Raw genomic sequence first — 14,301 nt, 5'->3', positions numbered from 1 at the left:
TCAAAGGTAGTATGGAGGACGCTGCATATTGTTAACAGTATGTAAATGGCGCAAAAAAATCTTTGCTATGAAAACCGCGGGTTATATATTAATTTTGGGCCTCCAAAAATAAAATGTAAAAAAATGAAAGTTGCCGTAGTCGGAGCAACCGGACTGGTTGGCTCAAAAATGTTACAGGTGTTAGCGGAAAGGAATTTTCCGGTTACAGAATTGATTCCCGTGGCTTCTGAGAAGTCCGTAGGTAAGGAAGTAACATTTAAGGGTAAGACCTGGAAGGTAGTGAATGCCGATACTGCAATTTCAATGAAGCCCAATGTGGCTATATTTTCCGCAGGAGGCAGTACTTCCCTGGAATGGGCGCCTAAATTTGCTGCGGCCGGGATTACAGTGATCGATAACTCCAGTGCATGGAGAATGGATCCGGGTAAAAAACTGGTAGTACCGGAAGTAAATGGTGATGCACTCGAACAATCTGATAAAATCATTGCCAATCCTAACTGCTCCACTATACAGATGGTATTGGTGCTGAAACCACTGCATGAAAAATATAAAATCAAAAGGGTAGTGGTATCAACCTATCAGTCTGTTACAGGTACGGGTGTGAAGGCGGTTACACAGCTGATGAATGAAAGACAGGGCATCAGCGGTGAAATGGCATATCCATACCAGATTGATCTGAACGTTATTCCGCAGATCGATGTTTTTCTCGATAACGGCTATACGAAAGAGGAAATGAAAATGGTGAATGAAACCAAGAAGATCATGCGCGATGATAACATCCTTGTAACGGCTACGACTGTACGTATTCCGGTAATGGGAGGTCATAGCGAAGCAGTGAATATAGAGTTTGAAAATGAATATGATCTGAAAGAGCTGAGAGGCCTGCTGGAACAAACGCCTGGTGTGATAGTGGTAGATGATCCGTCTGCAGCGAAATACCCCATGCCTAAAGATGCGCACGATAAAGACGAAGTATTTGTTGGCCGCATACGCAGGGATGAAACACAGCCTAAGACGGTAAATATGTGGATCGTAGCAGACAACCTGCGTAAGGGTGCGGCTACTAACGCAGTACAGATCGCCGAATACCTGAGTGGTAAGAACTGGTTATAATCATACTGTTGTGCTATGTAATTACGCGATATAAACGTGGTTAAACGTAGCTCCCGGGGATGACTATACGAAAATATATCTATAACTCATTAAGAGCAAGCAGTTTATCGCTTGCTCTTTTTTGCGTGATTCATAAAAGCATAACATAAAAAGGTTAAAAATTACACGGAAGTAGTATTGATTTCTGGAGGATAAAATCCAATTTTGGAAGTAATAATCCTATGCCAACTAAAACTCTTTGAAACACAGGAGTTATCCAATTTTAGAGATGCCGGTTATTGTCGTTATTTTCTAATCAGAAAACACCCTTAAGTCCTATGAAAACCAACACCAATCGAGAACTTTTGTTGATGCACAAGTTCACCGAAGAGTGGAGTACAAATTTTTCCTCTCAGGTATCCAGGATCATGAATATTGTTGATCAGCAGGATACATTGGATGGGATAATACCTATTATCGAAGTGGCAAATGTTTACAATCAACGTTTTGCCCATGCGCGTACTGACAAGGAGAATCTGTTGAAGCACCGTAAGGCCCGTCCTTTCGAGTTTCTGATTCACAAGAATTAGTTCCGGGCAGTACCGGAAACAGTGGTTTATTGATTTATCAGGTGAATATATTCCCTTATCAATCAATAAACCACTTGTATTATTAGTCCATAGCGCGATTGATAAATCCAATCAATGGCTGCATCAGGGCAAATGTTTTGAGTATCTCTCTTACCAAAGCGGGTTGTGTACAGCTTTCATCTGAGAACGGATGGGAAACCACCATGCTTTTTAGCTTCAGGTAAGCAATGGCCGGATTATCCGGCTGATATCCCTGGGGAGCTGACTTCAGGGATTCTCCTTCTATTTTACCGAAGTGTTTGATAAAATCTTTCCCGGAGATCAGCTGTTCGAACTCTTTGAAATTATAATCTATTTCCTGCCGTAGCTTTTTCAGTTCCGGCGCAGCAGGCATCCAGATTCCCCCACCTGCAAAACTGTTCCCACCTGGTTCCAGATGAAAATAATATCCGGCAAGGGTAGATTTCTTTCCCCCACTCTGAAAAGAAGCCGCCAGATTTGCCTTGTATGGGGTCTTGTCTTTGGAAAACCTCACATCTTTATAAATGCGAAAAACGCAATCTTTTACCTGTAAACCCTGTGTACCAGGATCCTGTCTGGCCAGCCCGTCAATTAACTGCTGTACCATGCTTTCAAAATCAGCTTTCGCTGCCAGGTATTCGGTTTTATGTTCGTCGAACCAGACTTTGTTATTATTCAGCCTGAGCGACTTCAGAAATTTTAACGTGGACGGCTGTAACATTCGTTCTTTTTAACAGCAAGATAAGAATTGGAATTAAAAATTGCGAACCGGAAATCAATAATTAAGAATTAATCAATATGAGGGAACACCGGTATTCAGCCAGGCAATCAGAAATGATAGGTTGCAGCAAACAAAACATTCGATGTCACATCTGTAGGCTTATCTCCTGATTTATGGAACAGATTAACAGAAGCCTTATCTATTCTGAATTCAGGCATGATAGTAAGGTTTCCTACCTTATAATTCAGCGTAAGCGTACCTGCAACAACATCGCCACCATTCGAGAATGCACCAAAAACTTTCAGGCCATTCTTATCACTGAAATATTCGCCCCGGAGTGTAAGCCCTACTTTGTTTGTAAAGTCGACATTCACATACAAAGCATTTCCCCACCAATTGGTATTATGCCGGCTGCCTTTAGGTTCAGTGGTGTTGCTGTAAGTACTGAAGGTAGCGTTATAACCCAATCCCCAAACCGGATTGAACTGATAAGTAGCTACAAAATCGATCTGGTGATTCTGGATACCGGAGGTATCTTTTCCTTCGAGATAGTTGAGATATAGTTTAACAGGTGTTTGTGCCGGCGCAAAACCAATTTGTGCACCAATATATTTATGACTGTTTTGGGAAACAGACTTGAGGTCTGTAGGATTGAACACGCCTACCATGGCGGTCAGGGAAGAAGTGATGGCAATGTCGGCTTTTAAACCGGTATTAAAAAACGGGCCGTAGCTGAACATATAACTCATGCTATAGTTACGGTTGGCGTAGGCGTCTACCAGTTCGTAACCGATGTGAGTAGCAAAGCTACCCAGGCTAAGTTTTACTTTTTCTGTCAGCTGATAGGAAACATATAGTTGTTTAATTGCCATTGCCAGGCCATTAGAAGAACCAGGCAGATCATTATAGGAAAATTCACCAGCTCTTTTACCGAATCCGAGATCAGCTACGATACTTCCTTTTTTGAATCCATGTTCTACTTTGAGAGAAACCATACCCAATTCAAAGGAATTATGGGAATTTGTAAAACTGGTTTTATTGTCTGTATAATTTCCATTGAGATTATATTTATAATATACATCTGCAGAACCTGAAAGCTTAAAAGCCGGAGCCGCAGTAGTATCTGTTGTGGACTGAGACGTGGCAACGAGGGCATGACCCATCGCGAATAAGGTCGTTAACATTTTTTTCATACTGTTGAATTTGATTGATAAATAGTAAGTGTAAAATGTGCGGCCTTTTCTTACGGATTGTTCAAGGGGTGTATATGCGTTTTCTGATGCTACCCAGAAATAGAAGGAATGGATAATTAATAATGACTGATGCGAGTTTCTTCACTTTTTACAGCAAATTCAATTATCAATTATCCATTCCAGTTTTTTTACATTAAGAGGGTATTTAATAAAGTTGATAAAGATGGTATTCAAAGAACTGTAATTCCTGACTAAGGCCTGAATAAGGCAACTTCTTTCAGGAGTGTATCAGTTCGTCTTCTTCTTTCAGTGCGCCGTTGCCGGAAATACTGATCAGTGAAGGATGATATGTTTCGTTGTGCTGTGTAACATCCAGTCCCAGTGCTTCTTCTTCTTCAGATACACGCAGTGGATGGATCAGGTTAATGAGTTTGAAGATCCCATAAGATACCGTGAAGCTGTAAGATACTACCAGCAACAGGCCCAGTACCTGATTTTTAAACAGTTCGAAGTTGCCATAGAACCAGCCGTTATTACCGCCTTCATTTACAATTTTGGTAGCGAAGATACCGGTGAGCAGCATACCTACCATACCACCCAAACCGTGGCAGGGGAATACGTCGAGCGTATCATCGATGCTGGTTTTTGATTTCCAGTGTACTGCCATGTTAGAAACGATCGCAGCAATGAAGCCAATGAATATACTTTGCGGGATAGCAACAAAACCGGCAGCAGGTGTGATAGCAACAAGACCAACCACTGCACCGATGCAGAATCCGAGCGCAGATGGTTTTCTACCGCGGATCACATCAAAAAACACCCAGGATAAACCAGCAGCAGCAGTGGCAGTATTAGTGGTAGCAAATGCAGTAGCAGCGAGGGCATTGGCGCTCAACGCAGAACCTGCATTGAAACCGAACCAGCCAAACCACAGCAAGCCAGTACCGAGTAATACAAAAGGAATATTAGCAGGTTGCAACTCTTTCTTTTCAATATGATCTTTTCTTCTCTTCAGTACCAACGCTCCGGCGAGTGCAGCACAACCGGCAGAAATATGCACCACTGTACCACCGGCGAAATCGAGAACACCCAGTTTAAACAGGATACCATCGGGGTGCCAGGTCCAGTGTGCAATCGGAGCATACACCAGTAAACTGAACAACACCATGAACAATACATATGAAGTAAACCGGATCCTTTCAGCAACAGCTCCTACCACTAAGGCTGGTGTAATGATGGCAAACTTCATCTGGAAGAGCGCAAACAGCAACAGCGGAATAGTGGGGGCCAGGCTCCATGGGGCTCCTGACCCTACATTTTTGAACATGAAAAAAGTGCTGGGATCACCAATAATACCATGATAAGATTTACCGAACGCCAGACTGAATCCTACCACTACCCAAACCACGCTGATCAGACCAGTGGCAATGAAACTTTGCGTCATGGTAGAAATCACATTCTTTTTATTTACCATACCTCCGTAGAAGAATGATAAACCAGGAGTCATTAAAAACACCAGAGAAGATGCTACCAGAATCCAGGCGATATCACCGGTATTATATTTACCACCATCTGCAAAATTTGGAAGGGAAGGTGTAAAAACTCCGACAATTGCAATTATCGCGAGAAAAATAAAGGGAAGATAGTCCTGAAAAGATTTTTTCTTCATAGCGTTCGATTTTTAAATTTCTGAAATAAAAGTATACCCGAAATTTAAAACGTCAAATAGAAGGCGCTAAAAATAGAAAAATTTGAATAGGAGGGACGATAATGCTGTATTAAATCAATTATATTATAATTAATAATAATATTAATTATATATTTTCAGAATATGTAAGACTGGGAGAGTGAAAATGATTAATATAAATAATTGATTATCAATATATAATAAGGTATATTACCTCCAGGTTAACATTTTTCAATTTTACCAGGTACAGTGCTTACAGGAAATCAAAAAAAATAAGCATAAGCACCTGGTAAATAATAATGTATAAATTAAATTAAAAATGTTTTGAAATGAAAAAAACATCATTTACATTAAAAATAATTACATGTGATATTATTCCAACGACGGATGATTTACTGTTTCATTTCAAGTAATTCGCGTTCCAATGCAAACATCTGGTCACGTAAACGGGCAGCTTCCATAAAATCCAGGTCACGGGCAGCTTTCTCCATTTCCTTCTTCACTTTAGCAATAGACTTCTCCATCTGAGGGATTGTTTTCACTTCCGCAGCAGATGATTTCGCGTATTCCATGGCATCTTCCGCCACCAATTGCACTTCATCATGTATCGCCATCGGGGAATTTTCATCAAAATGCTTGACTTCCAATACAGATGTTTGCCCCAGTATTTGTTCTTTAGTCTTGCGGACAGTACGCGGTGTAATGTTATGTTCAATATTGAAAGCAACCTGTTTTTCCCTGCGCCGGTTGGTTTCATCTATTGTACGCTGCATGCTGTCGGTAATAGTATCTGCGTAAAATATTACCAGTCCGTCTACGTTACGGGCGGCTCGACCTGCGGTCTGTGTCAGGGAACGTTCGTCTCTCAGGAAGCCTTCCTTATCCGCATCGAGTATTGCTACCAGCGAAACTTCCGGCAGATCCAGCCCTTCCCTGAGCAGGTTTACGCCCACCAGTACGTCGATATTCCCCAGTCGCAGGTCGCGCAGTATTTCTATACGCTCCAGCGTATCCACTTCTGAATGGATATAACGGGATTTTATATTGATACGCCCGAGATATTTGTCCATCTCTTCGGCCATTCTCTTGGTAAGTGTAGTTACCAGTACGCGGTCGCCTTTCTGTACTCTCTTATCTATTTCCTCCAGAAGATCATCCACCTGATTCACACTGGGCCTTACCTCGATAGGTGGCTCCAGCAAACCTGTTGGCCGAACTACCTGTTCTACCACCACGCCTTCTGTTTTCTTCAGTTCATAGTCGCCCGGAGTCGCACTTACGAATATGGTTTGATTCAACATATTTTCAAACTCATAGAAGTTGAGCGGACGGTTATCCAGGGCAGAAGGCAGGCGGAATCCAAATTCTACAAGGTTCAGTTTGCGTGAGCGGTCGCCTCCATACATCGCACCGATTTGAGGAACAGTCACATGGCTCTCGTCTACCACCAGCAGAAAGTCGCTCGGGAAATAATCCAGCAGGCAGAATGGCCTTGCACCTGGTTTGCGACGATCGAGAAAGCGTGAATAGTTCTCAATTCCGGAGCAATAGCCCAATTCCCTGATCATCTCCACATCATAATTTACCCGATCGGAAAGACGCTGCGCTTCAATCAGTTTTCCATTAGCTTTGAAGTAGTCGACCTGGGCCTTCAGCTCATCCTGTATTTCAAAGATGATCTGCTGCATCATATCTTTCGGCGCGAGGTACATATTAGCCGGGAAAATGGCTGCATTTTCCACTACCGTGATCCTTTTGCTGTTCTGAACATCAATAGTTTCTATCTCCTCAATCTCATCTCCAAAAAAAGTGATACGATAACCATAATCCACATAGGGGAGGTTAATATCTACGGTATCGCCTTTAACGCGGAAATTACCACGGTTAAAATCACCTGTAGTACGACTGTACAGCGAATTTACCAGGCCATGCAGGAGGGTATTCCGACCTATTGTTTGTCCTTTCTGAATACGGATGATACCATTCTCATATTCCGCGGGGTTACCGATACCATAAATGCAGGAAACACTGGCTACCACGATGATGTCTCTCCGGCCGGAAAGGAGATTGGAGGTAGCTTTCAGCCTTAGTTTATCCAATTCCTCGTTGATGGCAAGGTCTTTTTCGATATAGGTATCGCTAACCGGCATATAGGCCTCAGGCTGATAATAATCGTAATATGAAACATAGTATTCAACAGCGTTATCCGGGAAAAATTGCCTGAGTTCGCCGTAAAGCTGTGCCACCAATGTTTTATTATGCGTAAGCACCAGGGTAGGGCGTTGCACTTGTTGGATAACGTTGGCAACGGTAAATGTTTTACCGGAACCTGTTACACCTAACAGGGTTTGAAAAGGTTCTCCATCTCTGACACCTTTGGTTAACTGCTTTATGGCTTCGGGCTGGTCACCAGCCGGAGCATACGGAGCATGGATATTAAATGACATATTGAAATTTTATTTGAGCGGTATCTGTAAAAATACTAAAGAATCAGGAAGTATAAGTGTTAAAAAAGATGCTTTACTTTTGTTCCTTCATTATCAAGTCGACTTATGAGAAAAAAGATCTTAATGGGCCTGTTAATGGCCTTCCTGTTACCTATGGCATCTTTTGCATGGGGTCCCAACGGGCATCGTATTGTAGCTGAAATTGCATGGCTACATCTTACTCCGCAAGCCCGGAAGGCAGTATCCAATATACTGGGCAAACAAAGTATGGCGATGGTGGCCAACTGGCCTGATTTCATCAAATCAGACACTACTCATCAGTACGATCATACCAATCAATGGCACTACCTGGATTTTCCAGCCAATATCGACCGTGCCCGATTTGATCAGTTAATGGCCGAAGCTACCGGGGAGAACCTTTATACAGAAGTCCAGGCGTTGATCAAACAATTGAAAGATCGCTCTGTGGCAAAAGAAAAACAGATTTTTGCGCTTACTTTTCTGATCCATTTGATGGGAGATTTACATCAACCGCTGCATGTTGGCCGTGACGAAGATCTGGGCGGTAACAAGATCAATGTAACATGGTTCAATACGCCATCCAACCTGCATAAGGTATGGGATGAGCAATTGATCGACTATCAGCAGCTGAGCTATACTGAATATACCAAAGCGCTGGACATTGCCACCCCTGCAGCAATAAAGGCCATGCAGCAGGGCACTATCGCAGACTGGATGTTTGATTCACATCAGTTATCGGACCGGATATATGCCTATACCCAACCCGATTCCAAGCTCAGCTATCGTTATAATTATGTTTTTGTAAACGATCTTAATCAACAGTTGCTGAAGGGAGGAGTGAGACTGGCGGCTATATTGAATGGGATTTTCAAGAATTAAGAATATAGAATAAGAAATAGCAAGAAGACCTTAGCGAATAATTATCTATCGCTAAGGTCTTCTTGCTATTTCTTATTCTATATTCTATACAAGGTCAATATCGAAATTCACCAGCTGAACAAATTGTTCGATGCGGGTGGTGATATCATCATGGTTTACTTCTCTGATACGGTCAGTGCCAAATTTCTCCACACAGAAGGAAGCCATGGCTGATCCAACAATGATGGCTGTTTTCATGTTTTCAAAGGAAATATCCTTCGTTTTAGCCAGGTATCCGATGAATCCTCCCGCAAAGGTATCACCGGCACCAGTTGGATCAAATACGTCGTCCAGCGGCATCGCAGGGGCAAAGAACACGTGGTTTTCTGAGAACAGTAAAGCGCCGTGCTCACCTTTTTTGATGATCAGGTAACGGGGGCCCATGGTCAGGATCTTCCGGGCAGCTTTTACCAGTGAATATTCACCGCTCAGTTGTCTTGCTTCACTATCATTTACCATCAGCACATCTACTTTCTTCAGCACTTTCAGCAGGTCCTCCATCGCCACTTCCATCCAAAAGTTCATGGTATCCATTACAATCAGTTTAGGCCGTTCCTTCATCTGATCCAGTACGCTCATCTGCACCTGCGGAGTGAGGTTACCGAGGATCAGGAATTCGCTTCCCTGATAGCTTTCTGGTATAACGGGCTGAAAATCAGCCAATACATTTAACTCGGTAGCCAGGGAATCCCGGGTATTCATGTCCATATGATACTTGCCGGACCAGTAAAAAGACTTTTCATTCTTTTTGATCTGTACACCATCCAGTTTCACACCCTTAGCAGTCAGTGCATGGAGTTCAGCAGCCGGGAAATCTTCTCCTACTACGGAAACCTGATTGATTGGTTTAACGAAGTTAGACGCCGCCCAGGCGATATAGGTTGCGGAACCGCCAATAATTCTGCCCGATTTACCGAATGGGGTCTCGATTTCATCGAATGCCATTGTGCCTACGACTGTAAGTGACATGTTGCTTAGTTTATTTTTATTAATTTTAAATTTAATACAAAACCTCGCAAAGGTACTACTTATACAGGAAGCGTGAAGCTAAATCTTTGCCCTCTTCCAGGCCCCTCTGCGGAACAGGATGATCGCGGCTATGGCTGCTGTCGACTCTGATATGGCAATGGCCCAGAACACGCCTGCCGGCCCCATTTTCAGGAATACGGCCAGCGTATATGCCAGGGGCATCTGCCAAAGCCACATAGAAAACAGGTTGATCAGCATGGGGGTTCGGGTATCACCGGCACCATTAAACGACTGGGTTAGTACCATACCATAGGCGTAGAAGATATACCCCGCACTCATCAGGCGTATGCATTGCAGGGCGTAGCCAGCCACCGTTTGATCGTTTGTAAAATAGCTGAGGATTACCGGGGCACCTGTCCAGAAAATAATGGCTACCAGCCCCAGGAACAGCATATTAAAGAAAGCAGCGCGCCAGGCGGAGGTTTCCGCCCTGTCGGGTTGTTGTGCGCCAAGGTTTTGCCCTACGAGAGCCGCTGCTGCATTGGCCATCCCCCAGGCGGGCAGGATGGTAAAAATGATGATCCTGATGGCGATGGTATAACCGGCCACTGCATCTTTCCCGAAATTGGATATAATGCGCACCAGGAATATCCAGCTGGCCGATGCAATCAGCATCTGAGCAGTAGCGCCGGCAGCAACTTTGAGAATGGAAAATATTACAGGAAAAGAAGGCGCCAGGTGTTTCCGGGTAATCCGGATCAGGTCTTTCCCTTTTACCAGGTGATACAGCTGATAAACAACCCCGGAGCCTCTGCCGATGAAAGTAGCGATAGCCGCTCCTTTAAGTCCCAATGCCGGCACCGGCCCCCAGCCGGATATCAACAGCGGGCAAAGGAGGATATTCAATCCATTGGCAAGCCACAGTGCCCTCATGGCCAATGCAGCATCGCCGGCGCCACGGAAGATACCGTTGATGAGAAACAACATTACGATCACCAGATTACCGCCCAATAGTATCTTCGTATATTCATAACCGTAGTCTGCCACATCTTTTGCCGCTCCCATCGCCAACAGAATATCTTTTGAAAAGAAAATCCCTGTAATACTCACCAGCAGTACAATAGCCAGACCCGGGTATATTGCCTGCATAGCTGACCGTGCGGCGGCGTCCGGATTCTTTTCACCAATCCTGCGTGCTATCATAGCTGTTGCGGCCATACTCAGTCCCATAGCTCCGGTATACACCAGTGTAAGTACAGATTCTGTAAGTCCCACGGTAGTAATAGCGTTTACTCCCAGGTGACTGACGAAGTAAATATCTACTACTGCAAACAGCGACTCCATGGCCATTTCCAGTATCATTGGAATAGAAAGCAGAAAGATAGCCCTATTGATACTCCCTGTCGTAAACTCCTTCTCACTACCTGTTACAGCTATCTTAAATAATTGAAAAAAACGACTAATGCGCGCGAACGCGTTCGTGAAACGTGGCATAAAAAAGCTTGAAATGTGAAACGTAAACAGCGTTTCATGAACGCTGCAATTAAGAAAACCGGAAGGCGACCAACCGTAGTACCGTTGTCTGATTAGACTTTCATAATGCTAACAGGTTATTGCATGGGGAGTATGCTTAGCAAATGTAAAAAAATTTTTCTGTGGTCGAAAAAAATAAAAAAGGTGGTTAAACATCTTCTTACAACATCTAAGTATAAATTTATTTTTATCAGCTTCCTGTAACTTTTGAAATCTGCGTTCGTTTAATACCGTTAGTAAGCGCTGAAAACCTACATAAAGAAAAATAACACATGATTGTAGAAACCGCAATCTAAGAAACCATTTAAACTAATGTCTATGTTCAACAAAAATGCTCTCCTGTCAGGAGTAGTAGTAGCAACCGTATTGGGTATAACATTCGTATCCTGTAGCAAAGATGATAACCCAACACCACCAACTCCACGCTCCCAATCATTTGAATTAAAAGGTGGCGGAGCTGACAGAGGGAATAAAGTAGGAGATATCACTATCACTGAAAATACCGATAGTTCTGTAAATGTAATCGTGAACCTGATTAAAAACACCAAAGACGCAGATCATAATGTGTACTTTATTTTCGGAACACCTGTAACGCCAAAGAAGGATACTTTGTATAACGGTGTATTCAAGGGTACGGGTAATGCGATGAAAATAGAGTTATTCAAGAACGTGAAAAAAGTTTCTGTGACTAAAGAAACAGGAGTAAAAAAAGATACCACTTTCAAATACAATGATGCCATTGCGTTTACTTCTCACATCAAAATATTAAAAGGAGCAGACACTACAGCCATCGGAATTTTTGGAAAGGCTAATTAATCTATCGTTATAAATTTTCACTAAAACTATCAGGGCCGGCCGGAGAGCAATTCATCAGCAATGATGAAAGGGTAGCTTATTGTTATTACAATTCCCTGTCGCTCTTTTGCCTGGCCGATTTATTTTTCTTTATGGCGGCTTACTGAAGAAGCCGGCTAATTGCCGGCTTCTTTGAATGGTGTTTAAAGGATATGGATAAGCAAATGCTATTGTGTACTGCTATTGTCGTCTTCAGCTTTCACCTGTACTTGTCTTTTTAACACTTTGAACTCTGTTCTACGGTTGAGCTGACGACCTTCAGGGTTATCTTTATGGTTAGGCAATGAGTTTGGCGCAATAGGCTTAGATTTTCCGTAGCCTTTTGCGATCAACCTGTCGGATGATATGCCTTTACTAATGATGTAATCTACACAGGACTGAGCACGGGCCTGAGAAAGTTTTTCATTGTACTTCGCAGAGCCGACGCTATCAGTGTGTGCACTCATTTCGATGGTAATCTTAGGATTGTCTTTCAGAATATCCACTACGCTATCCAGTACGCGTTTGGAGTCTTCGCGAAGAGTAGCTTTGTTAAAGTCGTAGTAAATATTATTCAGTACAATTGGTTTTTCGATCTCATAATGCTTGAGACAGAGTGACGGATTATTCAAAGAATCTGTTCTGTCGAGGCTTTCTGTATTGAAGTAGATTGCTTTGGTGAAATAATTTTCTTTTTCAGCAATGATTTTATAATAGCGCTGAGGATCTACTTCGAAGCTATATCTGCCTGTTGCATCAAGTGTTGTTTTGCGGATAGTTTTTCTTCTCACTGTATCCACGAGCGTAACTGTTGCGCCTTCCAGCGGGAGTTGGGTATCGCAGTCGACGATAAGGCCACTCGCCATTTTGCGGACACGTTTAATAGAAAATACTTCCAGGCAGCAGATTGATTCACGATCGGAGCTGATAAACCCTGCAGCAAACGGATGAGAATTATCCAAAGCGGTATAGTATACATCATCTTTTGCTGAGTTTAGTGGTTTGCCCATGTTAACCGGGGCAGACCATGTACCGAAGTCGCCCTCGCTGGAGAAAAAGTCGAGGCCTCCAAGTCCTACACGGCCATCCGAACTGAATATCAGCAGGTTCTTTTCTGCATCATAGAAAGGCGCTTGTTCATCATCTTTGGTATTGATGGTAGTACCCATATTGCGCGCCGATCCCGGTACACCGTTTGTCATTACGCAATACCAAAGATCGTTTTTACCCATTCCGCCCGGCCTGTTAGACGAGAAGAGCAGGTATTTACCGTCGGCTGTAATATATGGCTGCATAGAGTTATAACCAGCCACATTTACATTTTCGCCGAGTACTTTAGGTTCAGTCCAGGTTCCGTTCTGTTTGGTACTTAGATAAATAGCGGTATGTTTTGTACCATCTTTTATATACCAGCGGGTAAGATACATAGCGTTACCATCAGGCGTAATGGCCGATACACCCTGATCATATCCTTTGGATGCAGGTATTTTTACCTTCTGGCTGTTACTATAAGTATTTTCGTCGCCGTTGGCAGAGTAAAGATCATTTACATAAGGAGTTCCTTTAGGTTTTTTATGCGCCGACTGTTTTGGAGTAACAGTAGTTGGTAATGGTGGAGTTTCCGGGCGGGAAGAGGTGAACATCAGTGTTCCGGAGTTTAATACAACCGGGGCATAATTGGCTCCACCTTCGTTTACATTACCGGCAACCTTCTCAATAGTATATCTGGGTTCTTTGTTTGCTTCAGATAATGCAAACTCGCAGCAGGCGATTTCCAGCGGAGTTCTTACTGAAATCTCATCTGCTGCAGTATAGCTTTGTTTGAATTTGTTAAATTCATCCAGCGCTTGCTGGTATTTGCCATTATAGCGAAGGCAAACACCATACCAGTAGCGGGCCTGCGGGTATGCGGGGTTGTTAAACCCTACCAACTGGGCATACCAGGTTTCGGCGTTGCCATAATCGAAATAAAGGCGATACGATTCAGCCAGGCGGGCAACTACCTGTTGATAGTCCTTAATTTTCCCACTTGGAGGTACCCCTCCCAAGGCGTAAGGCAATACCTGTTCCTTTTTAATCTTAAATGTGCCAAGCGCCTTATTGTAGTATTGGGCAGCTGAATAATAATCTTTGATATTATAGAACACATCAGCTGTATGTTTAAAATCATACACATATTGTGCGTGCACAGAGCTGATTATTCCTGAAAAAACTACCAGCAAACAAAGTGTAATTTTTTTCATGAGGGTTCCATTTCTTTTTTCTGTATGAGTTA

Annotated in this window: 11 protein-coding genes; 4 read left to right on the top strand and 7 right to left on the bottom strand. The window is 43.0% G+C overall.

Annotation, left to right across the window (positions count from 1 at the left end):
* The first annotated feature begins 123 nt into the window (after window positions 1-123).
* Window positions 124-1,113: an aspartate-semialdehyde dehydrogenase gene (locus UNH61_RS30650; protein ID WP_326995837.1), complete on the top strand. Its 990-nt coding sequence runs from the start codon at window positions 124-126 to the stop codon at window positions 1,111-1,113.
* Window positions 1,114-1,463: 350 nt separating this feature from the next.
* Window positions 1,464-1,682 (top strand): hypothetical protein, encoded by a 219-nt coding sequence (locus UNH61_RS30645; RefSeq protein WP_326995836.1) that lies wholly within the window; start codon window positions 1,464-1,466, stop codon window positions 1,680-1,682.
* An 82-nt stretch (window positions 1,683-1,764) separates the two neighbouring features.
* On the opposite strand, the gene UNH61_RS30640 is transcribed toward UNH61_RS30645, so the two are convergent.
* The 4 genes from UNH61_RS30640 to uvrB form a co-directional block, all read right to left on the bottom strand.
* On the bottom strand, window positions 1,765-2,424 hold the full coding sequence (locus UNH61_RS30640; protein ID WP_326995835.1) for a DUF2461 domain-containing protein: 660 nt from the start codon (window positions 2,422-2,424) through the stop codon (window positions 1,765-1,767).
* Between the two features lie 107 nt (window positions 2,425-2,531).
* Window positions 2,532-3,617: a porin gene (locus tag UNH61_RS30635; protein WP_326995834.1), complete on the bottom strand. Its 1,086-nt coding sequence runs from the start codon at window positions 3,615-3,617 to the stop codon at window positions 2,532-2,534.
* 277 nt (window positions 3,618-3,894) lie between these two features.
* Window positions 3,895-5,286 (bottom strand): ammonium transporter, encoded by a 1,392-nt coding sequence (locus UNH61_RS30630; protein WP_326995833.1) that lies wholly within the window; start codon window positions 5,284-5,286, stop codon window positions 3,895-3,897.
* 410 nt (window positions 5,287-5,696) lie between these two features.
* Entirely contained in the window at window positions 5,697-7,751 is a 2,055-nt protein-coding gene (uvrB, locus tag UNH61_RS30625; RefSeq protein ID WP_326995832.1) for an excinuclease ABC subunit UvrB, read from the bottom strand.
* Between the two features lie 105 nt (window positions 7,752-7,856).
* Here uvrB and UNH61_RS30620 point away from each other — a divergent pair, with 105 nt between their 5' ends.
* On the top strand, window positions 7,857-8,651 hold the full coding sequence (locus UNH61_RS30620) for a S1/P1 nuclease (RefSeq protein ID WP_326995831.1): 795 nt from the start codon (window positions 7,857-7,859) through the stop codon (window positions 8,649-8,651).
* Between the two features lie 84 nt (window positions 8,652-8,735).
* Here UNH61_RS30620 and UNH61_RS30615 read toward each other — a convergent pair whose 3' ends face one another.
* Both UNH61_RS30615 and UNH61_RS30610 read right to left on the bottom strand, forming a co-directional pair.
* On the bottom strand, window positions 8,736-9,659 hold the full coding sequence (locus tag UNH61_RS30615; RefSeq protein ID WP_326995830.1) for a PfkB family carbohydrate kinase: 924 nt from the start codon (window positions 9,657-9,659) through the stop codon (window positions 8,736-8,738).
* A gap of 78 nt (window positions 9,660-9,737) precedes the next feature.
* Window positions 9,738-11,153: an MATE family efflux transporter gene (locus UNH61_RS30610; protein ID WP_326995829.1), complete on the bottom strand. Its 1,416-nt coding sequence runs from the start codon at window positions 11,151-11,153 to the stop codon at window positions 9,738-9,740.
* 357 nt (window positions 11,154-11,510) lie between these two features.
* Here UNH61_RS30610 and UNH61_RS30605 point away from each other — a divergent pair, with 357 nt between their 5' ends.
* Entirely contained in the window at window positions 11,511-12,008 is a 498-nt protein-coding gene (locus UNH61_RS30605) for a hypothetical protein (RefSeq protein ID WP_326995828.1), read from the top strand.
* 206 nt (window positions 12,009-12,214) lie between these two features.
* Here the strand turns inward: UNH61_RS30605 and UNH61_RS30600 are convergent, their stop codons facing one another.
* Window positions 12,215-14,269, bottom strand: coding sequence for an OmpA family protein (locus tag UNH61_RS30600; RefSeq protein WP_326995827.1), 2,055 nt, complete (start codon window positions 14,267-14,269; stop codon window positions 12,215-12,217).
* Between the last annotated feature and the right edge of the window lie 32 nt (window positions 14,270-14,301).

This window comes from Chitinophaga sp. 180180018-3 (genome assembly GCF_037893185.1).
Lineage (GTDB): Bacteria > Bacteroidota > Bacteroidia > Chitinophagales > Chitinophagaceae > Chitinophaga.
This window is presented reverse-complemented; position numbering and strand designations above follow the sequence as displayed.